The 23789-nt window shown below is 63.8% G+C and carries 23 protein-coding genes; 7 read left to right on the top strand and 16 right to left on the bottom strand.

Annotation, left to right across the window (positions count from 1 at the left end):
* Window positions 1-14: 14 nt before the first annotated feature.
* Together tsaE and D886_RS0103205 are read right to left on the bottom strand one after the other, a co-directional pair.
* On the bottom strand, window positions 15-479 hold the full coding sequence (gene tsaE / locus D886_RS0103210) for a tRNA (adenosine(37)-N6)-threonylcarbamoyltransferase complex ATPase subunit type 1 TsaE (RefSeq protein ID WP_027592527.1): 465 nt from the start codon (window positions 477-479) through the stop codon (window positions 15-17).
* Window positions 467-1327 (bottom strand): NAD(P)H-hydrate dehydratase, encoded by an 861-nt coding sequence (locus D886_RS0103205; protein ID WP_027592526.1) that lies wholly within the window; start codon window positions 1325-1327, stop codon window positions 467-469. Before D886_RS0103205 ends, tsaE begins: the two co-directional genes overlap by 13 nt.
* A 64-nt stretch (window positions 1328-1391) precedes the next feature.
* Between D886_RS0103205 and queG the strand changes: the two genes are divergently transcribed.
* Window positions 1392-2456 (top strand): tRNA epoxyqueuosine(34) reductase QueG, encoded by a 1065-nt coding sequence (gene queG, locus D886_RS0103200; protein WP_027592525.1) that lies wholly within the window; start codon window positions 1392-1394, stop codon window positions 2454-2456.
* Between the two features lie 124 nt (window positions 2457-2580).
* Here queG and D886_RS0103195 read toward each other — a convergent pair whose 3' ends face one another.
* Together D886_RS0103195 and orn are read right to left on the bottom strand one after the other, a co-directional pair.
* Complete coding sequence (locus D886_RS0103195; protein ID WP_027592524.1) at window positions 2581-3192, bottom strand: trimeric intracellular cation channel family protein; 612 nt, start codon at window positions 3190-3192, stop codon at window positions 2581-2583.
* 91 nt (window positions 3193-3283) lie between these two features.
* Window positions 3284-3826 carry an oligoribonuclease gene (gene orn / locus D886_RS0103190; protein ID WP_027592523.1) on the bottom strand — a complete coding sequence of 181 codons (543 nt, stop codon included), beginning with the start codon at window positions 3824-3826 and terminating at the stop codon, window positions 3284-3286.
* A gap of 148 nt (window positions 3827-3974) precedes the next feature.
* On the opposite strand from orn, the gene rsgA reads away from it, so the two are divergent.
* Together rsgA and D886_RS0103180 are read left to right on the top strand one after the other, a co-directional pair.
* Window positions 3975-5006 (top strand): small ribosomal subunit biogenesis GTPase RsgA, encoded by a 1032-nt coding sequence (gene rsgA, locus D886_RS0103185; RefSeq protein WP_027592522.1) that lies wholly within the window; start codon window positions 3975-3977, stop codon window positions 5004-5006.
* A gap of 122 nt (window positions 5007-5128) precedes the next feature.
* Window positions 5129-5608 carry a hypothetical protein gene (locus tag D886_RS0103180; protein WP_027592521.1) on the top strand — a complete coding sequence of 160 codons (480 nt, stop codon included), beginning with the start codon at window positions 5129-5131 and terminating at the stop codon, window positions 5606-5608.
* 226 nt (window positions 5609-5834) lie between these two features.
* On the opposite strand, the gene motB is transcribed toward D886_RS0103180, so the two are convergent.
* Together motB and motA are read right to left on the bottom strand one after the other, a co-directional pair.
* Window positions 5835-6863: a flagellar motor protein MotB gene (gene motB, locus D886_RS0103175; protein WP_027592520.1), complete on the bottom strand. Its 1029-nt coding sequence runs from the start codon at window positions 6861-6863 to the stop codon at window positions 5835-5837.
* A gap of 3 nt (window positions 6864-6866) precedes the next feature.
* Window positions 6867-7718, bottom strand: coding sequence for a flagellar motor stator protein MotA (gene motA / locus D886_RS0103170; RefSeq protein WP_027592519.1), 852 nt, complete (start codon window positions 7716-7718; stop codon window positions 6867-6869).
* A 131-nt stretch (window positions 7719-7849) separates the two neighbouring features.
* On the opposite strand from motA, the gene D886_RS0103165 reads away from it, so the two are divergent.
* Genes D886_RS0103165 through asd form a run of 3 tightly spaced genes read left to right on the top strand, consistent with a single transcriptional unit; the run spans window position 7850 to window position 11112 of the window.
* Window positions 7850-9385, top strand: coding sequence for an HDOD domain-containing protein (locus D886_RS0103165; protein ID WP_027592518.1), 1536 nt, complete (start codon window positions 7850-7852; stop codon window positions 9383-9385).
* 44 nt (window positions 9386-9429) lie between these two features.
* Window positions 9430-10239 carry a rhodanese-like domain-containing protein gene (locus D886_RS28450; RefSeq protein WP_027592517.1) on the top strand — a complete coding sequence of 270 codons (810 nt, stop codon included), beginning with the start codon at window positions 9430-9432 and terminating at the stop codon, window positions 10237-10239.
* A gap of 9 nt (window positions 10240-10248) precedes the next feature.
* On the top strand, window positions 10249-11112 hold the full coding sequence (gene asd, locus D886_RS28445) for an archaetidylserine decarboxylase (RefSeq protein ID WP_027592516.1): 864 nt from the start codon (window positions 10249-10251) through the stop codon (window positions 11110-11112).
* Window positions 11113-11264: 152 nt separating this feature from the next.
* Here the strand turns inward: asd and serB are convergent, their stop codons facing one another.
* A complete protein-coding gene (serB, locus tag D886_RS0103150) occupies window positions 11265-12479 on the bottom strand; it encodes a phosphoserine phosphatase SerB (protein ID WP_027592515.1) in 1215 nt (404 codons plus the stop codon).
* Between the two features lie 135 nt (window positions 12480-12614).
* On the opposite strand from serB, the gene D886_RS0103145 reads away from it, so the two are divergent.
* Window positions 12615-14078 (top strand): AhpA/YtjB family protein, encoded by a 1464-nt coding sequence (locus D886_RS0103145; protein ID WP_027592514.1) that lies wholly within the window; start codon window positions 12615-12617, stop codon window positions 14076-14078.
* 228 nt (window positions 14079-14306) lie between these two features.
* Here D886_RS0103145 and D886_RS0103140 read toward each other — a convergent pair whose 3' ends face one another.
* The 9 genes from D886_RS0103140 to D886_RS0103100 all read right to left on the bottom strand — a co-directional run bounded on the left by D886_RS0103140 (window position 14307) and on the right by D886_RS0103100 (window position 23729).
* Complete coding sequence (locus D886_RS0103140; protein WP_027592513.1) at window positions 14307-15017, bottom strand: membrane integrity-associated transporter subunit PqiC; 711 nt, start codon at window positions 15015-15017, stop codon at window positions 14307-14309.
* Window positions 15018-15190: 173 nt separating this feature from the next.
* Complete coding sequence (parC, locus tag D886_RS0103135) at window positions 15191-17449, bottom strand: DNA topoisomerase IV subunit A (protein WP_027592512.1); 2259 nt, start codon at window positions 17447-17449, stop codon at window positions 15191-15193.
* Window positions 17450-17459: 10 nt separating this feature from the next.
* Complete coding sequence (locus D886_RS0103130; RefSeq protein WP_027592511.1) at window positions 17460-17978, bottom strand: TIGR02281 family clan AA aspartic protease; 519 nt, start codon at window positions 17976-17978, stop codon at window positions 17460-17462.
* A complete protein-coding gene (locus tag D886_RS0103125; RefSeq protein ID WP_027592510.1) occupies window positions 17975-18961 on the bottom strand; it encodes an esterase-like activity of phytase family protein in 987 nt (328 codons plus the stop codon). The genes D886_RS0103130 and D886_RS0103125 overlap by 4 nt, the downstream gene beginning before the upstream one ends.
* Window positions 18958-20862 (bottom strand): DNA topoisomerase IV subunit B, encoded by a 1905-nt coding sequence (parE, locus tag D886_RS0103120; RefSeq protein WP_027592509.1) that lies wholly within the window; start codon window positions 20860-20862, stop codon window positions 18958-18960. Before parE ends, D886_RS0103125 begins: the two co-directional genes overlap by 4 nt.
* 48 nt (window positions 20863-20910) lie before the next feature.
* A complete protein-coding gene (locus D886_RS0103115; RefSeq protein WP_027592508.1) occupies window positions 20911-21519 on the bottom strand; it encodes a YqiA/YcfP family alpha/beta fold hydrolase in 609 nt (202 codons plus the stop codon).
* 263 nt (window positions 21520-21782) lie between these two features.
* Window positions 21783-22583, bottom strand: coding sequence for a 3',5'-cyclic-AMP phosphodiesterase (gene cpdA / locus D886_RS0103110; RefSeq protein ID WP_033693919.1), 801 nt, complete (start codon window positions 22581-22583; stop codon window positions 21783-21785).
* Between the two features lie 85 nt (window positions 22584-22668).
* A complete protein-coding gene (locus D886_RS0103105; protein ID WP_027592506.1) occupies window positions 22669-23121 on the bottom strand; it encodes a DUF1249 domain-containing protein in 453 nt (150 codons plus the stop codon).
* Complete coding sequence (locus tag D886_RS0103100) at window positions 23112-23729, bottom strand: NUDIX domain-containing protein (RefSeq protein ID WP_027592505.1); 618 nt, start codon at window positions 23727-23729, stop codon at window positions 23112-23114. The genes D886_RS0103105 and D886_RS0103100 overlap by 10 nt, the downstream gene beginning before the upstream one ends.
* Between the last annotated feature and the right edge of the window lie 60 nt (window positions 23730-23789).

The following is a 23789-nucleotide window of genomic DNA, read 5'->3' as shown; positions in this document are numbered from 1 at the left end:
CCCCACTTACAGTTTTAGTGTTTGCCCAGTGCAACGCACCAAGCCTCGCCGCGAGCCCCCTGCGGCGAAAGGTTCAGCGAGCGTCCGCTCGCTTGGGGGCTTATGGTAATGGTCAGGTCAGGCTTTGGCAAAACGCCCGCACCCTTTTGTGGCCACTCGAACAGGCACAGCGCATCGCCCTCGAAGTAGTCACGTATGCCCATGTACTCCAGCTCCTCCGGATCGACCAGGCGATACAGGTCGAAATGGAACGCACGCACCTCACCCATCTCGTACGGTTCGACCACGGTAAAGGTCGGGCTCTTGACTGCACCAGTATGGCCCAAGCCACGGATCAGGCCACGTGAGAGCGTGGTCTTGCCCGCCCCCAGGTCACCTTCGAGAAAAATCACGCCATGACCGCCGGTCACTTCGGCAAGCCGCGCACCAAACGCGACCATGGCCGCTTCATCGGCCAGAAACAGGGTTAAGCCAGACACGCAGAATGCTCCTCCAACAACTCACGAATGACCGGCGCCAGATCACTGGCTGCCAGGCCTCTACCTTTGACGCCCAGGCGCTCGCCCGCACAGGCATGCAGCCACGCCCCCAAGCAGGCGGCCTCCCAGGCCCCCAAGCCTTGAGCCAGCAGCGCCGCCAGCACGCCGGTCAACACATCGCCCAGGCCGGCGCCGGCCATGGCCGGGTGCCCACGGTCACACCGCGCCAACTGCCCGCTCGGGTCGGCCACCAGGGTACCGGCACCCTTCAGCACGCAGACGCTGGCATAGCGGCGGGCAAGCTTGCGCGCAGCCCCTGGGCGGTCGGCTTGCACGGCCTCGGTGGAAATCCCCAGCAACCGCGCCGCCTCCCCCGGGTGCGGGGTGAGGATGCTGCCGCTGGGCAGGGCCAGGGGCGTGCGCGCCAGCAGGTTCAAGGCATCAGCATCCCAGACCTGCGGTTGCTCAGCGTTGGCCACTGCCGACAACAGGCTACGGCCCCACGCCGCCTGCCCCAACCCCGGGCCGACCACCAGCACCGAGGCACGCTCCAGCACGCCCATCAGCTGATTGGCCGAACTCACGCCCAGGCACATGGCTTCCGGCAGGCGGGCCAGGCATGCGCCAACATGTTCAGGACGCGTCGCCACGCTGACCAACCCGGCACCACAGCGCAGCGCGGCTTCGGCACTCAGTAGCACCGCACCGCCCGTACCGAGGTCGCCGCCAACCACCAGCACATGGCCGAAGTCACTTTTATGGGCATGCGCAGGCCTCGCCGGCAGGTGCGCGACGGTCACGCTGCTGAGCAGTTGCGGGGCATGCGCGGGTTGTTTGGTCTGGGGCATGGGGTCAAAGGCTCCAATGTCTGGCAGAATTATACGCACCTGAGCCCGTATTGCCTGCCCATCCATGTCCGCTTGCACACTTGACCTCCCCGCCCTGGCCCAATCCATCAAGATCTGGGGCCAAGAACTCGGTTTTGCCCATGTCGGCATCGCCGGGGTGGACCTTGGCGAGCACGAAAAGCACCTGCAGCGCTGGCTAGAAGCCGGCTATCAGGGCGAGATGGAATACCTGGCCGCTCACGATGGCAAACGCGCACACCCCGACCAGTTGATCCCCGGCACGGTAAGGGTGGTCTCGCTGCGCATGGATTACTTGCCCGGCGACACGCAGATGGCGCAACGCCTGGCCCAGCCGGAAAAGGCCTACGTATCGCGCTACGCCCTTGGCCGCGACTACCACAAGCTGGTGCGCAAGCGCGTGCAGCACCTGGCAGATCGCATCCAGGAGGCCATCGGCCCGTTTGGCTACCGGGCCTTCGTCGACAGCGCCCCGGTGCTGGAAAAGGCGATTGCCGAGCAAGCCGGGTTGGGCTGGATCGGCAAGAACACCCTGCTGCTCAACCGCAAGGCCGGCAGCTACTTCTTTTTGGCCGAGCTGTTCGTCGACCTGCCGTTGCCGGTGGACGACGCGCACACCAGCGAGCACTGCGGGCGTTGCGAGGCGTGCCTGGACATCTGCCCGACCAAGGCCTTTGTCGGGCCCTATGTGCTGGATGCCCGACGCTGCATTTCCTACCTGACCATCGAGCTCAAGGGGGCGATCCCCGTCGAGTTGCGCTCGATGATGGGCAACCGGGTGTTTGGTTGCGACGACTGCCAGATCGTCTGCCCATGGAACCGCTTTGCCCGGCCCACGCAGGAGCAGGACTTCCAGCCGCGCCATGGGTTGGAAAATGCCGAGCTGGCCGAGATGTTCTTGTGGGACGAAAAGACCTTCCTGCGCAAGACCGAAGGCGGGCCATTGCGGCGCGCGGGGTATGAGCGCTGGTTGCGCAACCTGGCCGTGGGGTTGGGCAATGCGCCTTCGACGATCCCGGTGATCGAGGCCCTGAAGGCACGGCGCGAGGATGCCTCGGCACTGGTGCGCGAGCATGTGGAGTGGGCGCTGGAACGGCACGGTATCCAGTAGCCACGCCATCCCTGTGGGAGCGGGTTCACCCGCGAACACCGGCGGAGCCGGTGCCCTACACCGCGGTGCCTGCTTCGCGGGTAAACCCGCTCCCACAGTGACCGCGTCGCACCTGAAGGCGGCTCTATTGCTGGTCGTTGTAGTGGAACTTGGGCATTTCCCAGTGGAACCGGATCGCCAGCAAGCGCAGCAGAAACCCGCCGAACAAGGTCAGCAACATGGCCTGCTCCGCTGGCAACTGGAAGTGCACACACCCCAGATAGAACCACGCCGCCGCGAACGACACACTGGCATACAGCTCGCGACGGAACACCAGCGGGATGTCGTTACAGAAGATATCGCGCAAGATGCCCCCAAATACCCCGGTGATCACGCCGCTGATCGACGCTACCAGCATGCCCTGCCCCATCTCCAGTGCCGTCATGCAACCGATCAAGGTAAAGGCCACCAACCCCAGGGCGTCTAGCACCAGGAACATCGAGCGCAAGCGGCGCATCATGGGGGCGATGAAAATCGTCAGCAGTGCCGCGCAACTGGTCAGCACCAGGTACTCAGGGTGCTTGACCCAGGTCAGCGGGTAATGCCCGAGCAGCACGTCGCGCACCGAGCCGCCACCCAGGGCCGTGACACAGGCAATCAGCACCACGCCGAACCAGTCCATGCCGCGGCGGCCGGCAGACAACGCGCCGGTCATGGCTTCAGCGGTGATGGCAATGAGGTAGAGCATCAACAACATGGTGCGAGTCCGTGCGAGAAAGGCGCGCAGTCTAACCAGTTGCCCAGGGCACCAAAAGAGGGCACAGACACAATATCTGCGCCCTCACGCTTCACACCTTGATGAAGTGCTCGCGGTAATGGCGCAGTTCGGCAATCGACTCGCGGATATCGTCCAGCGCCAGGTGGGTGCCGCCCTTCTTGAAACTGTCGCGCACATTCGGCGCCCAGCGTGCGACCAGCTCTTTAAGGGTCGAGACGTCGAGGTTGCGGTAGTGGAAGTAGTTTTCCAGGTTGCGCATGTGGCGATACAGGAACCGGCGGTCCTGGCAGATGCTGTTGCCGCAGATCGGCGATTTGCCCTTGGGCACCCATTGCTCGAGGAAGGCGATGGTCTGGGCCTCGGCCTCGGCCATGCTGACCTTGCTCTCGCGCACGCGCTGGGTCAGGCCCGAGCCGCCGTGGGTACGGGTATTCCATTCGTCCATGCGCGCCAGCACTTCGTCACTGTGGTGAATGGCGATCACCGGGCCTTCGGCGAGGGTGTTCAGATCGCTGTCGGTGACAATCGTGGCCATCTCGATGATGACGTCGCTGTCCGGATCCAGGCCGGTCATTTCCAGGTCGATCCAGATCAGGTTCTGTGGGTTTTGCATGCAGGGGCTCCTCGTATAGGCCGTCATAGTAGCCTAGCGAGTGCGGCGGGCGCATGTGCGGCGCGCGGTGCAAAGGTAAGCAGAATGGTCGAGCGCCCGGCGTGCTAAACTGCCTGCCGTTTTCAATCTGTCCCAGCACGGAATCTTCATGGCCAAACGCCAGCTCAATCGTCGCCAAAACTGGCGTATCGAAAAAATCCAGAACGAGCGCGCCGCTCGCGCCGCCAAACGCGAGCAGCACACGCTGCAAGAGCTGGAAGGCGGCGACCTGGGGCCAGAGCAACTGGGCCTGGTGATCGCGCACTTTGGCGTGCAGGTCGAGGTCGAAGCCCAGGACGGCGACGTAGCTGGGCAGATCTTCCGCTGCCACCTGCGGGCCAACCTGCCTGCGCTGGTCACCGGCGACCGCGTGGTCTGGCGGGCGGGCAACCAGGGCATCGGCGTTATCGTCGCGCAGATGCCGCGCAGCACCGAGCTGTGCCGGCCAAACAACCACGGCCAGCTCAAGCCGGTGGCGGCCAACGTCGATCTGATCGTGATCGTCTTCGCGCCAGCCCCCGAGCCCCACCCAAACCTGATCGACCGCTACCTGGTAGCCGCCGAACACGCCGGCATCCGTCCGTTGCTGCTGCTGAACAAGGCCGACCTGATCAACGACGAGAACGCCCCGGCGTTGCAGGCGCTACTCGAGGTCTACCGCGACCTCGGCTACCCGCTGCTGGAGGTTTCGGCCCACCAGGGTGACGGCATGCAACGCCTGCAGCAGATGCTGGACGGGCACATCAGTGTGTTCGTCGGCCAGTCAGGCGTGGGCAAGTCGTCGCTGGTCAACAGCCTGCTGCCCGCTGCCGACACCCGCGTCGGCGACCTGTCCGAATGGTCGGGCCAAGGCACGCACACCACCACCACCGCGCGCCTGTACCACTTCCCCAATGGCGGTGACCTGATCGACTCGCCGGGTATTCGCGAGTTCGGCCTGGGCCATGTCAGCCGCGATGACGTGGAAGGGGGCTTCATCGAGTTCCGCGACCTGTTCGGCACCTGCCGCTTCCGCGACTGCAAGCATGACCGCGAGCCGGGCTGTGCGCTGCTCAAGGCGCTGGACGAAGGCCGGATCAAGCAGCAACGCATGAACAGCTACCGCTCGATCATCGCCAGCCTGCCGGAAGACAGCTACTAACCCGCCTGATTTGTAGGAAATATTACCGGAGCGCGTAAGACCGCTCCGGTTTTAGCGTCATCTATTGCCCCTTCTCCTGCTTTCGCTGATGGTCATGGCTTCTATCAGGGAGGGCAACCGCCATGCCGGTTCTTATCAGCTACCGCCACGAAGAGCGGCTCGACGCGTTCATCCTCAATGAGCGCCTGCTGCTCGAAGGCATCCCCACCCAGCTGGTGCAATACGACAGCGATGGTCAGACCCGCGATGACCTCTATGGCAGTTTCTGCCAGCAGATGAGCGATGCCACCCATTGGGTCGGCGTGTTGCCGGCCAGCGTCGGTGAACAATGGTGGACTGCCTGGCTGCTGGGGGCTGCGGCAATGGGCTGCCGCCGGGTGAGTTTCTATTGCAAAGGGCCAGGCACACTGCCTGAGTGCCTGGGCAGATGGCCGATCATGCGCGAGCGCCCGCACATCGACCTGTTCGTGCGTGCGTATCACGATGAACGCACCTTCGAGCGGGCCATGTCATTGCCGCCAGGGCGAGGGTTAGGGGCTGACCGGGATAATGCCGACTACTTCCATGCCGACCTCAAGGCCAAGATCCGCCGGGGGTTCTGAATGCATTGGGGCCGCTACGCGCCCCATCGCCGGCAAGCCGGCTCCCACAGATAGGGTGTGGGCCTGAGCCTCGCACAACCCCCGTGGGAGCAACTGTCTTGTGGTGCTTGTTCCGGCCTCATCGCTGGCAAGCCAGCGCCTACAGGTGCGGCGCTTGACTTGGAGGCTACATAGTTCGGGTGGGGGCTGGCTTGCCAGCGATGGGCCGCAGAGCGGACCCAGTCACTTACTGCTCCTTGGCTTCGTCCATCTTCAGCGTGCCATCCTCGAAGATGTTCAGCTTCTGGCGCAGCTCGCGTGGCTGCATCGGCGCTTGCTCAGCACCCGGTACAGCAGGGGCCGAAGAAGCCCCCGGCGCGGCGCCGGCAGGCGGTGCTGGCTGGGCCGGCGGCGTTTCGGGCGCGGCCTGCTCACCTTCGATATCACGCTGGGCCTTCTTGGTCAGCACGATGATGTCGATACGCCGGTTGACCGGGTTGAACGGGTTCTTGCGGTCGAACAACGACGACGACGCATAACCCACCACCCGGGCCACTTGCCCATCCGGATAGCCCCCGGCAACCAACGCACGCCGCGCCGCGTTGGCACGGTTGGCCGACAACTCCCAATTGCCGAACTCACCAGTGCCGGCGAACGGCTTGGCATCGGTGTGGCCGCTGACGCTGATCTTGTTCGGCACCGCCTTGATGGTGTCGGCCATGGCCAGCAGGATGTCTTCGAAATACGGCTGCAAACGCGCACTGCCGAGGTCGAACATCGGCCGGTTCTCGGCATCCATGATCTGGATACGCAAACCGTCCTGGGTGATCTCGAACAGGATCTGGTCCTTGAACTTCTGCAGTTGCGGGTTTTCTTCGACCTTGTTCTGCAGTTCCTGCAGCAACAGCTCAAGGCGCTCGCGCTCGACCTGTTCGGCCATGGTCTCGACCTGGTCCTTGTTCAGCTGAACCGTGGACTCCTGCGTCGGCTCGGTCTTCACCTCAGGGTTGATGGTCTTTTCCGGCGCCATCTCGGGCGAGCCGCCCAGGTCGATCACGTAGGGCGTGCCACTCTCGGAGAAGCCGATCGGGTCCTGGAAGTAACCGGCAATGGCGATTTTCTGCTCGGGGGTGGCTGTGGATAACAGCCACAGCACCAGGAAAAACGCCATCATCGCCGTGGCGAAGTCGGCAAAGGCGATTTTCCAGGCGCCACCATGATGGCCGCCGCCGAAGCGCTTGACGCGCTTGATGATGATCGGCTGATTGTTTTCCATGACTCAGCGACCGCGAACCGCTTGTTCCAGCTCGGCAAAACTTGGGCGGTGTTTCGGGTAGAGCACCTTGCGCCCGAATTCCACAGCCAGGGACGGCGGCATGCCCGAGGCCGACGCGACCAGCGAGGCCTTGATCGACTCATAAAGGTTGAGCTCTTCCTTGGCATCGTGCTCCAGGCACTTGGCCAAGGGGCCGAAGAAGCCATAGGCCGCCAAGATACCGAAGAACGTACCGACCAACGCTGCACCGACGTGCATGCCGATGGCCGCCTGGTCGCCGTCGCCGAGCGAAGCCATGGTCACCACGATACCCAGTACCGCCGCAACGATACCGAAGCCGGGCATGCCGTCGGCAATGCCGGTCACCGCATGGGAGGGGTGTTCGAGCTCTTCCTTCATGCTCAGCAGCTCCATGTCGAACAAGCCTTCGAGCTCGTGCGGGGCCATATTGCCGGTGGACATGATGCGCAAGTAGTCACAGACGAACGCCGTCATGCGCTCATCCGCCAGCACGGTGGGGTACTTGGCGAAGATCGGGCTGGCTGCGGCGTCCTCGATATCACTCTCGATGGCCATCATGCCTTCACGACGGCTCTTGTTGAGGATCTCGTACACCAGGCCCAGCACTTCCAGGTAGAAGGCATGGGAGAAGCGCGAGCCGAACATCTTCATCGACTTCTTGATGACGTGCATGGTCATGTGGCCAGGGTTGGCCTGCAAGAATGCACCGAAGGCCGCACCGCCGATGATCAGTACTTCGAACGGCTGGATCAGCGCCGCAATCTTGCCGTGGGAGAGCACGTATCCGCCGAGCACGCTCGCGAATACGACGATGATGCCGATAATTTTAGCCATAGGTTCAAAGCACTTGCTGTCGTGGTCGGGGTATGAGACTGGGAGCTTTAAAACTCTTCTTCTACTTATCGGCAGAACTGCGCCAGACTATAGCCACTCAAAGCGAAAAGCCAGTTCGGACTGATGTCAAAATGCCAATTGAAACCAAGGTGCCCGCTCAGCCGCCGCGTACGTTAGAGGCTTGGGTAAAGCTGCTGGAGAGTGTCCGCATCCCCGTGCCGAAGCACAGTCACGACCGGGTAATCGCTGCCATCAATGACAGCCGCCGCTCGCTGCGCGACATCGCCGAACTGATGCAGGACAGCCCGGCATTGGTGCTTTCCGTGCTGCGTGAGGCCAATCACCCGACCAACGCCAGCCAGGCCGAGCCTGCCGAGAGCCTGGAAATCGCCCTTAACCGGCTGGGCCTGGCCCGCACCGAGCAGTTGCTCAAGCGCCTGCCCTCCGTGCCCGTCGAAGACATCCCGCCAGTGCTCAGCCAGTTCCAGCTGATCAGCCAGCACGCTTCGCAGCAGGCCAGCGGCCTGTTCGCCAGCCGCCTGGCACGGCTGTGGCAGGAAATTCACTGGGGCAGCCTGCTGTTCCTGTCACCCCTGTGGCCGCTGGCACTGGCCTACCCCAAGCTGCTCGACACCTGGGAGCTGCGGGTTATCCACAAGGGCGAGGACGCCGCCCAAGTAGAAGAAGAGCTGTTTGGCGTGCGCATCATGGCGCTGTGCCGGACCATGGCGGAGTACTGGCGCCTGCCGCAGTGGGTAACCCAGGGTTACCGCTTACTGCTGGAAGAACGCGAACAACTGGCCCAGGTGCTGAGCATCGCCCGCGACGAAGACCTGCTCAGCCAGCAACACCGCCTGGATGCCGAGCCGGGCCTGCGCCGCTGGTTCAACCAGCCGGCCAACACCGTGCTGCTGGCCAACAACCTTGCGCTGGCGGCGCAGGTGGGCTGGGACAACCCGCACCTGCTGCGTTGGCAACTGCTGACTGCGCTCTACCTGCAAACCTCACTGGAAGACGTGCAGCAGCAAGTGCACCAGCAGGCCGCGGCCAGCGCCCGCCGCCACGCCAGGCATGCCCTGTTCCACCCGGCGGAAGCACTGATCTGGCCCTGGCACCAGCGCCGCCCGCACCCGGACATGCTGGCCCCACCACCGCCCAATAGCGACGACCTGGCGCGCTGGCGCAAGCTGTGCCAGGACCTGTTGGCCCAGCCCAGCCCGTTCACCAATACCGTGCACCTGGCCACCCAGGCCCGCGAAGCCCTGCTGGCCTGCGGCATGCAACGCATCCTGCTGCTGAGCCTGGACAAGGCCAGCGACTACCTGCGCGTGCAACAGGCCGCCGGCTTGCCCAAAGAGGCCGGAGCCCTGGCCCTGCAGGTGTCGCAAAACAAACTGCTGCAAAAGCTGATGGCCCAGGCCGGACAGTTGCGCATCACCCCGGAAAACCACAGCCAGTTCTCGGCCCTGCTGCCCGCCCCGCTGCGTGCCCTGTTCCGCAGCGAGCACGTGCTGCTGCGCTCGCTGGCGGTAAACGATCAGGTGCTGATGCTGATGGTGGCCGACCAGGGCTGCCGGCCATTGGCCGATATCAGCGTGCAAGCCTTTGGTAAAACCGCGCAATGCATCGAGCGCGCGCTGTCGGTGTTTGCCAACCGCAAGGGCTGAGCCTTGCGCTACAATCGCCCCTCTTTCCACACTGGAGACCGTGGATGACTGACTTTTCCGGCCTGCCCCTGGTGATCGAAGCCGCAGACCTGCTGCCGCGCCTGGATTCGCCACAGCTGATCCTGGTCGACCTGAGCAGCGCCAACCGCTATGTCAGCGGCCATATCCCCGGCGCACGCTTTGTCGAAGGCAAGCGCACCCAGCTGGGCCAGCCTCCTGCACCCGGCCTGCTGCCGGCCTTGGGCGATCTGGAAAAACTGTTCAGCGAACTCGGCCACCGCGACGACGCCGTCTATGTGGTGTATGACGATGAAGGCGGCGGCTGGGCCGGGCGCTTCATCTGGTTGCTCGACGTGATCGGCCACAAGGCTTACCACTACCTCAATGGTGGTATCCAGGCCTGGCCGGCAGACACGCTGGTGACCGACGTACCGGCGCCGGCCAACACGCCCGTACGCTTGCACGTGCATGGCGAGCCAACCGCCACCCGCGAATACCTGCAAAGCCGCCTGGGCGCCGATGACCTGGTCATCTGGGACGCCCGCGGCCCGCAGGAATACAGCGGCGAGAAGGTTCTGGCGGCCAAAGGCGGTCATATTCCCGGCGCGATCAACTTCGAGTGGACTGCCGGCATGGACCTCAATGACCACCTGCGCATCCGCCAGGACATCGCCGACGTCCTCGAAAAGCTGGGCATCACCCCCGACAAGGAAGTGATCACCCACTGCCAGACCCACCGCCGCTCCGGTTTCACCTACCTGGTGGCCAAATCCCTCGGCTACCCACGCGTCAAGGCCTACGCCGGCTCGTGGAGCGAATGGGGCAACCACCCGGACACGCCTGTAGAAGTCTAAGGAACCTGCATGAAATCCCGTTTGTTCATCATCAGCCAGTACCTGCTGCCGCACCACCTGCTGTCGCGGCTGGCCGGCTGCATTGCCGAGTGCCGTGCACGCTGGTTCAAAAATGCCTTCACCGCCTGGTTTGCCAAGCGCTACCAGGTGAACATGTCCGAGGCCCTGGTCGAAGACCTGAGCGCTTACGAACACTTCAACGCCTTCTTTACCCGTGCCCTGAAGCCCGGCGCCCGTCCGCTGGACGAAACGCCCGGTGCCATCCTGTGCCCGGCCGACGGCGCGGTCAGCCAGCTTGGCCCGATCGAACACGGCCGCATCTTCCAGGCCAAGGGCCACAGCTTCAGCGCGCAAGAGCTGCTGGGCGGCGATCCAGCCATGGCTGCGCCGTTCATGGGCGGTGAGTTTGCCACCATCTACCTGTCGCCGAAGGACTACCACCGTGTGCACATGCCGCTGGCCGGCACCCTGCGCGAGATGGTGTATGTGCCGGGCCGCCTGTTCTCGGTGAACCAGACCACTGCAGAAAACGTCCCCGAGCTGTTTGCCCGTAACGAGCGTGTGGTGTGCCTGTTCGACACCGAGCGTGGGCCGATGGCCGTGGTGCTGGTGGGTGCGATGATCGTCGCCTCGATCGAGACGGTCTGGGCCGGCTTGGTAACCCCGCCCAAGCGTGAGCTGAAGACCTTCCGTTACGACGAAGGCAGCCGCGCGCCGATCCACTTGGAAAAAGGCGCCGAACTGGGCCGCTTCAAACTGGGTTCGACCGCCATCGTGCTGTTCGGGCCAGAGCAGGTGAAGTGGGCAGAAAGCCTGGGCGCCGGTTCGGCCGTGCGCATGGGGCAGCTACTGGCAGCGCCTGCCGAAGCCTGAGGCCAGCAGGTACACATGCCCCTGTAGACGCAGCCTTGTGCTGCGAAGAGGCCAGCGAAAACAACTAAATCTTCGCCGCTTCACCGGCCTCTTCGCAGCGCAAGGCTGCTCCTACAGAGATCAGGGCTGCAAAGCAGCCCCAAAATCTCGAATCAGCCGCGCGCGTCGCGGTCTCGCAGCCCCAGCAGGTACAGCACACCGTCCAGCCCCAGGGTCGAAATCGCCTGCTTGGCCGATTGACGTACCAGCGGCTTGGCACGGAACGCCACGCCCAGGCCCGCCAGCGACAGCATCGGCAGGTCATTGGCGCCATCACCCACGGCGATGGTCTGGTCCAGTTGCAAGCCCTCTTCGCGGGCCAACTGCTGCAGCAGCTCAGCCTTGCGCTGCGCATCGACGATAGGCTCGACAGCCACGCCAGTCACCTTGCCGTCGACCACTTCCAGCTCGTTGGCGAACACGTAATCGATGCCCAGGCGCGCCTGCACCTGACGGGCGAAATACGTAAAGCCACCCGACAGGATCGCAGTCTTGTAGCCCAGGCGCTTGAGCTCGGCGAACAGGTTCTCGGCACCTTCGGTCAGGCGCAGCGAGGCACCGATCTCATCCAGCACGCCCACGTCCAGGCCCTTGAGCAACGCCATGCGCTCTTTGAAGCTGGCGCGGAAGTCCAGCTCGCCGCGCATGGCCCGCTCGGTGATCGCAGCCACTTGCTCGCCGACGCCGGCAGCCTTGGCCAGTTCGTCGATGACCTCGGCCTCGATCAGCGTCGAGTCCATGTCGAACACCGCCAGGCGGCGGTTGCGACGGAACAGGTCGTCCTTCTGGAAGGCGATGTCGATGCTCAGCGCTTCGGCCAGGGCAAAGAAGTCTGCACGCAAGGCCTGGGCATCGCTCGGCTCGCCGCGCACGGAAATCTCGACGGCCGCCTTGCCCTTCTCGGTGTCGGCATCCAGGCCCACCCGGGCAGACAGGCGCTCGATGCGCTCGATGGTCAGGCCGTACTGGCTGATGACCGCGCTGACCCGTTGCAGCTGCTCTGGGGTGATCTTGCGGCTGAGCAGGGTGACGATATGACGCGCCTCACCGTGGCCATCGGCCCAATGCTGGTAATCGGCCTCGGAAATCGGCGTGTAACGTGCCTGCAGATTGAGCTCATGGGCCTTGGCCTGCACGCTTTGCAGCAGGTTGGTGGCCACTTCGTTGTCCGGGATATCGACCAGAATGCCGAACGACAAGGTGCCGTGCATGACCGCCAGGCCGATGTCGAGGATGTTCACACCACCCTGCAGCAGGACGCCGGTGATGGCCGCGGTGAGACCGGGACGGTCTTCACCTGTGATGTTGATCAGGACGATTTCGCGCAAGACCGGACTCCGACTTCGATGAAAAATGCGCATTCTACCGATTTTCCGTGACCATCGGGCGCGAACGATACTTTGCCGAAAAAACCGGGGTCGCTATACTGCCCCTCACTTTTATGCCATTAAGAGCCGAGCTCTGTGAACCGGCCCACCCCCGTCAAGCCAGACAACTTCTTCCTGATGATCTATCGTGCCCTGAGTCAACGTCGCGTCCCTCTGGCGCTGCGCATCGCCTTCACCAACATTTTCCTGGTGGCGCTGGCGCTGGTCATCTATGCCTGCGTGATGGGCCTGCAGTTCAAGCAGGCCATGCACGAGCAGGCGGATGCGCTCGGCCAGAGCCTGACCACGCAGACGGCCACGTCGGCCACGGAGCTGTTGGTGTCCAACGACATCCTCAGCCTCAACGTGCTGCTGGGTAACCTGGTGAAAAACCCATTGGTGGCCCATGCGGCGATCTACAGCGTGGACAACCGCATCCTCGCCGAAGCTGGCCAGCGCCCGCGCAACAGCCTGCTGGGCGAGGCCGAAGGCCTGTACCAGACCAAGATCACCTTCCAGGACGTCACCGCCGGGCAGCTGCGCATCAGCCTGGACATGGGCCAGTTCCAGCAGCCGATGTTGATCAGCCTTCAGAGCATGGGCATCCTCGCCGCCATCCTGCTGGCCCTGGCACTGAGCTTGAGCCTGCGCCAGGCCCGCCATATCACCCTGCCGCTGCTGCAACTGCGTGTCTGGCTGCGCGACCCGCACCCCTACACCCCGGCCACCGACCGTCAGGACGAGATCGGTGACATCGCCCGCCAGTTGCACACTCGCCTGGCCCCGCCGCCGCCACCAGAGCCAGAGCCAGAAGACGAGGACGACGAAGACACTTTCGAGCACCTGCACGAAGCCCCACCGGCCCCCAAGGCTGCCCCGCGCGCCAAGGTTGTCGCCCAGGCAGACGACGAGGACGATGAAGCCTTCGCCGGGTTGCTCGACAACGAGGACAGCGCCCCGAAGGCGGTGCCGTTCGAGTCTGACGAGCCGCAAAACAGTGCAGTGCTGGCCGTGCAGCTCGGCTCGCAAGAGCAATTGCGCCGCCTGCCGCGCACGCGCCTGACCGAGTTGCTGGAGCGCTACCGCGACTGCCTGGAGCATGCCGCCTCACTGTATGAGGGCGAAACTCACACGCTCAACGACGGCAGTACTCTGGTGCTGTTCCACAGCCGCGACTGTGGCGAGGACTACCTGACCAATGCGATCTGCTGTGGCGAGCTGCTGCGCGCACTGGGCCATGCCTTGCAGATCGAAGTCGCGGACAGCGGCATTACCCTGCAACTGCAGCTGGGCCTGGCCCTGGGTAACGACCTGCACGGGCTGGAGCTGGTCGACCTGCTGATGGCTGAAAAAGCCCAGGATGCCCTGGCGCTGTCGCAGCACAGCCGCAACCTGTTGCTGGTGGAGCGTCAGATCAGCGACGACGCACTGATTCGTCAGCGCGCGCGGATCCGCCCGATTGCCAGCCCAGAAGGCGCGTGCTGCGTGGAGCGGCTGATGGAGCCTTACCCGTCGATGCTGGAACGGCAACTGGCGCGGATGCACGAGCGCCGAGCCTGATTGTACGAGCAGCCTTGTGCTGCGAAGGGGCCAGTTGTAGGACCAGCCTTGTGCTGCGAAGAGGCCAGTTGTAGGAGCAGCCTTGTGCTGCGAAGAGGCCGGCCCTAGCAACAGAGATGCATTGCCAGCCCTGGCCTCTTCGCAGCGCAAGGCTGCTCCTACAGAGGTCACGTAGCAGATACGAAAAAGCCCGCACATGTGCGGGCTTTTTCGTATCTGGCGGAACCATCAGAACCGATAGACTTCCATATCGGTACGGATCGGCGAAGCCATCGGGATCTTGGATTTCTCCGGCGCCTTCTTCACCTGTACCGGTGCAGCTGGCTTTTTCGGCGCCTCTTCGGCAATGGCAGGCTGATTGGCCAACGGTTTGACCGCCGTGCTCAATTGTTCAGCCAGCTTTTGCAGCAATTGCCCTTGCGCCTGCACCTGCGACGCCTCGCTACCCTCGTGCTGCTGCTCGAGGTGAACGATGCGGTTGTCGCGCACATGGCCACGACGGTCGAGCAGACGCCATTGGGCATCGAGAATCGCCGGCTGGTCCTTGCCAGAATCCAGGCGGGTAATCGACAGCAAGACTTGCACGTCCGGGCTGAAACCAGCGGTTGCCGGTGCCAGGACCACGCGCTGGCTGTCCAGGCGCCAGGCCAGCTGGCGAACCAGCAACTGGTCAATGTCCGACGAGAGGCTGCCCGCCCAACGACCGTCGGTCGCCGAACTCAGGCTGCCATCGGCCTGACGCTGCAGGAACGTCTCGCGTTGCAGGTAATCGGCAACCGACACCGGGCCGAGCACCACGGCCATGCCCGCGCTTTGCGACGGCTGGCCAGGATCACCGCTGTCGAGCTGGTACAAGGCAACCGGCTGATGCATGCTGCATCCGCCCAGCCCCAAAAGGCCCGTCATCAACAGCGCAAATGGAAGGCGCAGAAGTTTCATCATCCCATCCAGGCGGTCGCCCCAGGCAGACCGCAGTGATACTCATGTAGATTCAATCGGGCACACGGCTACGCCGGCACCGCAGGGGCCATATCATCCGCGAAATAGCTGTCCGACTCCAGCATTTCTGCCTGGAACGGCGCTGAAATTGCCGTTCCAGACATTTCACCGGGTTACGCCGGACCTTCCACCTGCAACCCATCGACACGCTGGAAGCCGCGTGGCAGCTTGCTGCCGCGCCGGCCCCGTTCGCCCTTGTAGTGCTCCAGGTCGTCCGCTTTCAGAGATAGCGTACGCTTGCCGGCTTGCAATACAAGGGTCGCCCCTTCGGCCATCACCGCCAGGTCGGTGACAAATTCTTCACGGCTGGCCACCCGATCACCGGGCACGCCGATGATCTTGTTGCCCTTGCCTTTACCCAGTTGCGGCAAGTCGCTGACCTTGAACACCAGCAGCCGGCCCTCGGTGGTCACCGCCGCCAGCCAATCCTGCTCGCGGTTGGCCACCGGGCGTGGCGTCATCACTTTTGCCCCGTTGGGCAGGCTGAGCAGGCCCTTGCCGGCCTTGTTCTTGGCCTGCAGGTCTTCGCCCTTGACCACGAACCCGTAGCCGGCGTCCGACGCCACCACATACAGGGCGTCATCGTCAGGCAACAGCACACACTCGAAGGTTGCCCCAGGTGGCGGTGTCAGGCGGCCGGTCAGCGGCTCGCCTTGCCCCCGCGCCGACGGCAGGGTATGCGCGGCCACCGAATAGCTGCGGCCCGTAGAGTCGATCAGCACGGCAAACTGGTTGGAGCGCCCGGCAGCGGCGGCCTTGAAGCCATCGCCCGCCTTGTACGAGAGGCCGGTGGCATCGATGTCGTGGCCCTTGGCGCAACGCACCCAGCCCTTTTCCGACAGCACGACGGTGACCGGTTCGGTCGGCATCAGCTCGTTTTCCGACAGCGCCTTGGCCTCGGCACGCTCGACGATTGGCGAACGGCGGTCATCGCCATAGGTTTCGGCGTCCTTGATCAGCTCGGTGCGCACCAGCTTGCGCAGCTTGGCGTCGCTGCCGAGCAAGGCCAGCAGCTTGGCCTGCTCTTTGAGCAGTTCGTCCTGCTCGCCGCGAATCTTCATTTCTTCAAGGCGCGCCAGCTGCCGCAGGCGGGTCTCTAGGATGTAGTCGGCCTGGATCTCGGTCAGTTGGAAGCGGTCGATCAACGCCTGCTTGGGATGCTCCTCGGTGCGGATGATGTGAATCACTTCATCCAGGTTAAGGAAGGCCGTCAACAAGCCCTCAAGCAAGTGCAGGCGACGCTCAACCTTGTCCAGACGGTGTTGCAGCCGGCGACGGACGGTAGTGGTACGGAACTCCAGCCACTCCAGCAACAGGGCGCGCAGGTTCTTCAGCTGCGGCCGGCCGTCGAGGCCGATGATGTTGACGTTGACCCGGTAGCTGCTTTCCAAGTCGGTGGTGGCGAACAAATGCTGCATCAGTTCGTCGGCATCCACCCGGTTGGAGCGCGGGATGATGACGATGCGGCACGGGTTCTCGTGGTCTGACTCGTCACGCAGGTCGGCCACCATCGGCAGCTTCTTGGCCTGCATCTGGGCGGCGATCTGCTCCAGTACCTTGGCGCCGGAGACCTGGTGCGGCAGTGCGGTGACCACCACATCGCCATCTTCGACACGATAAACGGCGCGCATGCGGATCGAGCCGCGGCCGGTTTCGTAGATCTTCAGGATCTCGGCGCGCGGGGTGATGATCTCTGCTTCGGTCGGGTAGTCCGGGCCCTGAATGTGCTCGCACAGCTGCTCGATCGTGGCCTTGGGCTCGTCGAGCAAACGGACGCAGGCACTGGCCACTTCACGCAGGTTGTGCGGCGGCACGTCGGTGGCCATGCCCACGGCGATACCGGTGGTGCCGTTGAGCAGGATGTTGGGCAGGCGCGCTGGCAATACCGCGGGCTCCTGCAGGGTACCGTCGAAGTTCGGCACCCAGTCCACGGTGCCTTGGCCCACTTCGTTGAGCAGCACTTCGGCGTAGCGCGACAACCTTGCTTCGGTGTAACGCATGGCGGCGAACGACTTCGGGTCGTCCGGCGCACCCCAGTTGCCCTGGCCATCGACCAGGGTGTAGCGGTAGCTGAACGGCTGCGCCATCAACACCATGGCTTCGTAGCAGGCCGAGTCGCCGTGGGGGTGGAACTTGCCGAGCACGTCGCCGACGGTACGCGCCGACTTCTTGTGCTTGGCATCGGCATCGAGCCCCAACTCGCTCATGGCGTAGACGATGCGTCGCTGCACCGGCTTCAGGCCGTCGCCGATGTGCGGCAGGGCCCGGTCCATGATCACGTACATGGAGTAGTTGAGGTAGGCCTGTTCGGTGAAGTCCGCCAGCGAGCGGCGTTCGACGCCGTCGAGGCTGAGTTCCAGTGAGTCGCTCATGCGGGCCTCGTCATTTCAGGTTCTGGCGCAGCAGCATGGTGCCGCCGCGCTGGGTAAATTCAAGTTGTTTCAGGGCGCTCATGCCGAGCAGCACGGTCTGCCCGTCCAGGCCTGGCACCACGGTGGCTCGCACGTCCTGCAGGCGGATATCACCCAGCTGCAGGGTATTCAGCCGCGTGCGGTAGCCTTCGGTGCGGCCGTTTGCGGTACTGAGCAGCACCGGGCTGCCGCGCGCAAGCGCCAGCGTGTGGGCCAAGGCCTCAGGTATCGCCACGTCGGTCGCCCCGGTGTCGAGCATGAAATGCACTGCCTGGCCATTGATCGCGCCATCCACCACGAAGTGCCCCTGGCCATTGCTCAGCAGGCGCACCTCGATAAAGCCTTCGCCACGTGAAGACTGCACCTGGGCATTAGGGTTGCGCTGGCTGTCTTCCCATTGGCCGAAGAAACGCGTGGCAAGGAACAACGCCGCCGCCCAGGCGACGATCATCAGTAGCTTGCCGGCACGCTTGCCCGGAGCCTGGCTCATGGCTTGGCGCTCCAGCCGCCGGCAGGTGCGTCAAAGCGCCAGACGATCGGGCGTGCCTCGCCATCGGCGCGCACGCCATTGTTGTTGTCCAGGCCAATCCAGGCGCCTTTGGCATCGATTACCAGGGCTTCTGCCAGGCCGTACGGCTGATCGTACCGGCGCGATTCCACCAACGCATCGGCGGCGAACGACCAGCAACGCTCGACCACGCCGCTGTCTGCGTCGCGGCGACAAATGCGGTAGGCGTTACGCTCAAGGGTGTACAGCTTGCCTTCGAACCAGGCCAGGTCGGCAAAATCACGCGACAGCGCCCGGGGGTTGGGCATCTGCGGCGGCTGCATCTCGACACCAGCTTCGCTCAGCAGCACGCAACTGCGCCCGCAGGTCCACACCGACTGCTGACGCTCGATCGCCACCAACCCCCGGCGCTCGCGCTCGGCGGCCAGCCAGATGCGGTCACCCGCGGGGTTGATCGCCAGGCCTTCGAACAAGGCATTGAAGTTAAGCAGCATGCCACTGGCCCGCGCCTGCCGAACCATGGCCGGGTCGATCTTCAACCAGTCCGGCTCACCCTTGAGCGGGATGCGCAACACGCCGGCATGCGCCTCGCTGACCAGGTAGAGGCTACCGGCCTGGTCACAGGTGATGCCTTCGAAATCCAGCTCGCCACCGCGCACATAGGACGCCGCCCAGTTGCGCGACTTCAGCCCCCACGGCAAGCCGCTCTCGGGTACGGGCGGCGGGGTGAAGGTCAGCGGTTGTGCACGCCACACCGCGTTTTGCTGATCGAAACGATAGACCCGGTCATCGTCACGGTCGGATACACCCCACAACGCACCCCGGCACTGCACCAGCCCAGACAAGTTGCCGCCGCGCATACCCTCGATGGGGTATTCGGCAGTCATCTTCAATTGCGGCCAGTCGCCCGCCACACTCGGCAAGGCAACCAGGGCAAGGCAAGCGGCGAGAAACAGCCGAATCAAACCATGACCTCGGCAAGGTTACCTTTGGTTTCCAGCCAGCTCTTGCGGTCGCCGGCGCGCTTCTTGGCCAGCAACTTGTCCATCAGCTCGCAGGTGGCCTGCACATCGTCCAGCGTCAGCTGCACCAGGCGCCGGGTGTTCGGGTCCATGGTGGTTTCACGCAGCTGTGGCGGGTTCATTTCACCCAGCCCCTTGAATCGCGTGACTTGCGGCTTGCCGCGCTTCTTCTCGGCCACCAGGCGATCGAGGATGCCGTCGCGCTCGGCTTCGTCCAGGGCGTAGTAAATTTCCTTGCCGAGGTCGATGCGGTACAGCGGCGGCATGGCCACGTAGACATGGCCGGCCTCCACCAGTGGGCGGAAATGCTGCACGAACAGTGCGCACAGCAACGTGGCAATGTGCAAGCCGTCGGAGTCGGCGTCGGCGAGAATGCAGATTTTGCCGTAGCGCAGCTGCGAGAGGTCGGCAGCCCCCGGGTCGACGCCGATGGCCACAGCAATGTTGTGCACTTCCTGGCTGGCCAGGACTTCGCCACCGTCCACTTCCCAGGTGTTGAGGATTTTCCCGCGTAGCGGCAGGATCGCCTGGAACTCTTTGTCTCGCGCCTGCTTGGCCGAACCACCGGCAGAGTCACCCTCGACCAGGAACAGCTCGGCGCGCATCGGGTCCTGGCCTGCGCAATCCGCCAGTTTGCCCGGCAGCGCCGGGCCTTGGGTGATGCGCTTGCGTTCGACCTTCTTGCTGGCCTTGAGACGACGGCCGGCGTTGCTGATGGCCAGCTCAGCCAGTTGCATGCCCAGCTCGGGGTGGGCGTTGAGCCACAGGCTGAATGCGTCCTTGACCACGCCGGAAACGAAGGCGGCCGCCTCACGGGACGACAGGCGCTCTTTGGTCTGCCCGGAGAACTGTGGCTCCTGCATCTTCATCGACAGCACGAAAGTGATGCGTTCCCAGACGTCTTCAGGCGCCAGCTTGACCCCGCGGGGCAGCAAGTTGCGGAACTCGCAGAACTCGCGCATGGCATCCAGCAGGCCTTGGCGCAGGCCGTTGACATGGGTGCCGCCCTGGGCGGTGGGGATCAGGTTGACGTAGCTTTCCTGAACGCTGTCGCCGCCTTCAGGCAGCCACAGCAAGGCCCAGTCCACGGCCTCCTTGTTACCGGCCAGGCTGCCGCAGAACGGCTCGTCGGGCAGGCGCAGGTACTCGCTGACCGAGTCGACCAGGTAGGAACGCAGGCCATCCTCGTAGTGCCACTCGACCTTCTCGCCGCTGCCTTTGTCCTCGAAGCTGACCAGCAGGCCCGGGCACAGCACGGCCTTGGCCTTGAGCACGTGCTTGAGGCGGCTGATGGAGAATTTTGGCGAATCGAAGTACTTCGGGTCGGGGCTGAAGTACACGCTGGTGCCGGTGTTGCGCTTGCCGACCGAGCCCACCACTTCCAGCTCGCTGGCCTTGAAGCCATCGGCGAAAGTCATCTGGTACTCGTTGCCGTCACGCTTGACGCGCACGCGCACCTGGGTCGACAGGGCGTTGACCACCGAAATACCCACGCCGTGCAGGCCACCGGAGAACTGGTAGTTCTTGTTGGAGAACTTGCCGCCGGCGTGCAGCTTGGTCAGGATCAGCTCGACACCGGACACGCCTTCTTCGGGGTGGATGTCCACCGGCATGCCGCGGCCATCGTCGCTGACTTCCAGCGAGTGGTCGGCGTGAAGGATGACCTGCACCGAACGGGCGTGACCGGCCAGGGCTTCGTCGACACTGTTGTCGATGACTTCCTGGGCCAAGTGGTTCGGTCGGCTGGTGTCGGTGTACATGCCCGGTCGCTTGCGGACCGGATCAAGGCCCGAGAGGACTTCGATGGCGTCTGCGTTATAGGCGCTAGCGCTGGGATTGGCCATGGGGTCTCGTCGTCAGTCAGGTGAATGCAAAAGTGCTGGGTACAAAGCTCAGAGCACGGAAAAGTCGAGCGCCGCATACGCGCCCGGGGCAATCCCGGCAAAGGCCAGCAGTGCCGGCAGGCGCTCGACAAAGCCCTGGAAGCTGTGGTCGCCACCGGCCTGGATGCGCAATGCGCACGCTCGGTAATAGCGCTCGGCGTGGCGATAATCCAAGGTTTCGTCAGCGGTCTGCAACCACACTTGGTAGCGGTTGGCATCCTCGGGGGCTGGCACTTCCAGCTCGGCCAGGGCCTGCACGTGATCGTGGGTCAGCTCCCAGGCCTCATCGGTGTAGAGGTTGCGCTGGGTACCCAGGTAGCCATCGAACAACCGGTGGGGTGCTACCGCTGGGTTGATCAGCAAGGCCTTGAGGCCGTGGCGCTCTGCCAGATAGGTGGCATAGTAGCCGCCGAGCGAACTGCCGACCAGCAAGGGCGCACCCAGTTCGGCGATGGCGCCCTGCAATTGGGCGATGGCCTGGCGTGGGTGATGGTGCAACGCCGGCACACGCAATTGGTCGGACAAGCCCAACTGCTGCATGACTGCCTCGAGCTGGCGCGCCTTCTTGGACAGCGGCGAGCTGTTGAAGCCATGGATATAGAGGATGGAACCCGACATGCTGCCCCCGGAATCTGCGGCTTCGCGCCCTTGTTGCGGGCGCAGGGACGCGCAGTGTAGCGCGTTCGCCGGGTTTTGACGCAGTGAGGGGGATTTCGCAACACTTTCTTCAGGCACTTCCGGGCATTCAAGGGGCGCTTTCCGTGTAGGAGCAGCCTTGTGCTGCGAAGAGGCCGGTGGCAAGAAATCAAGATCGGCGTTTTTGTAGCTGGCCTCTTCGCAGCACAAGGCTGCTCCTACAAGGAAGATGTATTGCCTGAACCTCAATACCCCGGGCTGTCGAAGTCCAGCTTCACCTCAAAGTCCCGCGCCCGCTCCACGCCCGTTTCCAACCGCCCGTCGGCATGCAAGCGCAACCAGCGATAGCCAGGCTGCTCTTCGCTCACCTTGAAGTCCTCGCTTTGCGCCGCGAACTGAATGCAGGTCGACGGCGTGGCCATCAAGCGCAACCCGTCGCGCAGTTCATCCCACGTCTGGTGGATATGCCCCCAGAGCAACGCCCGCACCTGTGGATAACGTTCAACGATGGCGAACAATGCCTGGGCATTGCGCAGCCCGATGGGCGCGATCCAGGCGCAGCCGATGTCCACCGGCTGATGGTGGAAGCACACCAGGCAATGGCGCTCACCGGCCTGTTCCAAGGCTGATTCCAGCGCGGCCAGTTGGTCGTCTTCCAGAAAACCGTGGGTAGCACCGTGCACGGCCGTGTTGAGCATGACGACGCGCCATGCGCCAATATCGGTTACCGCCTGCACCAGCTCCGGCGCCACCTGCGCCATTACCTGCGCCTCGTCATGGTTACCCGGCAACCAGCGGGTGGGCACGGCAAACGGTGCGGTCAGCTCACGGAACGCCTCATAGGAGGCCACGCTGGCATCCTGGGACAGATCGCCGGTGCACAGCAGCAAATCGATGGGCGGCTGCTCGCGGCGCACTTGGGCGACCACATGGCGCAGGCTGTCACGGGTGTTCAGGCCAAGCAGGGTACCGGCCGGGTCGGCGAACAGGTGGGCATCGGTGAGTTGCACCACATGCACGGGGCGGGTTGGGTCTAGGTGCGGCAACGGCCGTCTCCTCGAACGGATTCAGCACGAATTATGGCTGCGCAACGGTTGCGAGCAAACACCCGAAACCGACGCACATCACATTTCAGCGAACACTTGCCAGTTCATGACCGCAGGCCAGGCAGTGGCTCAGCCATTCGCCGAGGAACAGGTTGAGCTGCGCTTTTTCGTCCGGCTGGTGCATACCCGCATTCGGATAAGGGTAAATGCTGCGCAAGCGCCGGGCATGCTCAGCGCTGACCACCTCGGCCATGCGTGCATCGTGGTACACCTGCACCTCAAGGTGCGGCACCGGCAGCCACGGCAAGCTGTGCTCCTGGCGCACGTGCAGGGTGGTGGTATAAGGGCAGGCCAGCACGACATCGAGCACCAGCACACCGAGCATCTGGTCGCCCTGGGTCATGCCGATGCGACGCGAGCTCTGGGTAGTGCGCATGTCTGGTAACAAACGCATCAGCCGGGCGTAATTGGCCTCGCAGGCTGCTTGCAGCCCGACCAGGTCAACCCGATATCGCTCGCGCAGCAGGTTCACTTCCACATACCTCGAACTTCGTCTCTGTTAAGCGCCAGCCATTGCAGGCCGATAATCGTCGCGGCGTTGCAGATACGGCCATCACGCACGGCCTGCAAGGCATCCTCGAACGACCACACGCGCACGCGAATGTCTTCGCCCTCTTCTTCCAGGCCATGCAGGCCGCCCGCGCCCTCGCTGGTGCAGCGCCCCAGGAACAAGTGGACGAATTCGTCACTGCCACCGGGCGATGGGAAGTAGCGGGTCATTGGCCACAAAGCGCTGAACGTAAGCCCGGCCTCTTCTTCGGCCTCGCGGTGTGCGACCTCTTCAGGTTGCTCGTCCTTGTCGATCAGCCCGGCGACCATCTCGATCAGCCAAGGGTTGGCGACCTTGTCGAGCGCACCGACACGAAACTGCTCGATCAGCACCACCTCGTCACGCAGTGGATCGTAGGGCAATACACAAACCGCATCGTGGCGCACGAACAGTTCGCGGCTGATCTCGCGGCCCATGCCCCCGGCGAACAGTTCATGGCGCAGGCGAAGCTTGTCGAGCTTATAAAAGCCCTGGAAGCAATTGGCCCGCTCGATGATCTCGAAGCCCTTGGGCACTGAATTCAACGCGTCTGACATGGAAATCCTCATGGCCTCAAATACTGCATCGCGCCATCCTACTCCGCACTTTGGCGCGTT

The sequence above is a fragment of the Pseudomonas sp. LAIL14HWK12:I7 genome (assembly GCF_000483465.1).
GTDB classification, from domain to species: domain Bacteria; phylum Pseudomonadota; class Gammaproteobacteria; order Pseudomonadales; family Pseudomonadaceae; genus Aquipseudomonas; species Aquipseudomonas kermanshahensis.
This window is presented reverse-complemented; position numbering and strand designations above follow the sequence as displayed.

Coding starts and splice junctions, on each gene's coding strand:
- parC (WP_027592512.1), bottom strand. CDS start 17,449: ATGAGCGACTCACTGGAACTCAGCCTCGACGGCGTCGAACGCCGCTCG.
- parE (WP_027592509.1), bottom strand. CDS start 20,862: ATGGCCAATCCCAGCGCTAGCGCCTATAACGCAGACGCCATCGAAGTC.
- rsgA (WP_027592522.1), top strand. CDS start 3,975: ATGGCCAAACGCCAGCTCAATCGTCGCCAAAACTGGCGTATCGAAAAA.
- D886_RS0103100 (WP_027592505.1), bottom strand. CDS start 23,729: ATGTCAGACGCGTTGAATTCAGTGCCCAAGGGCTTCGAGATCATCGAG.
- D886_RS28450 (WP_027592517.1), top strand. CDS start 9,430: ATGACTGACTTTTCCGGCCTGCCCCTGGTGATCGAAGCCGCAGACCTG.
- motA (WP_027592519.1), bottom strand. CDS start 7,718: ATGGCTAAAATTATCGGCATCATCGTCGTATTCGCGAGCGTGCTCGGC.
- orn (WP_027592523.1), bottom strand. CDS start 3,826: ATGCAAAACCCACAGAACCTGATCTGGATCGACCTGGAAATGACCGGC.
- D886_RS0103180 (WP_027592521.1), top strand. CDS start 5,129: ATGCCGGTTCTTATCAGCTACCGCCACGAAGAGCGGCTCGACGCGTTC.
- queG (WP_027592525.1), top strand. CDS start 1,392: ATGTCCGCTTGCACACTTGACCTCCCCGCCCTGGCCCAATCCATCAAG.
- D886_RS0103205 (WP_027592526.1), bottom strand. CDS start 1,327: ATGCCCCAGACCAAACAACCCGCGCATGCCCCGCAACTGCTCAGCAGC.
- D886_RS0103140 (WP_027592513.1), bottom strand. CDS start 15,017: ATGAAACTTCTGCGCCTTCCATTTGCGCTGTTGATGACGGGCCTTTTG.
- D886_RS0103195 (WP_027592524.1), bottom strand. CDS start 3,192: ATGTTGTTGATGCTCTACCTCATTGCCATCACCGCTGAAGCCATGACC.
- motB (WP_027592520.1), bottom strand. CDS start 6,863: ATGGAAAACAATCAGCCGATCATCATCAAGCGCGTCAAGCGCTTCGGC.
- D886_RS0103130 (WP_027592511.1), bottom strand. CDS start 17,978: ATGAGCCAGGCTCCGGGCAAGCGTGCCGGCAAGCTACTGATGATCGTC.
- D886_RS0103115 (WP_027592508.1), bottom strand. CDS start 21,519: ATGTCGGGTTCCATCCTCTATATCCATGGCTTCAACAGCTCGCCGCTG.
- D886_RS0103165 (WP_027592518.1), top strand. CDS start 7,850: ATGCCAATTGAAACCAAGGTGCCCGCTCAGCCGCCGCGTACGTTAGAG.
- asd (WP_027592516.1), top strand. CDS start 10,249: ATGAAATCCCGTTTGTTCATCATCAGCCAGTACCTGCTGCCGCACCAC.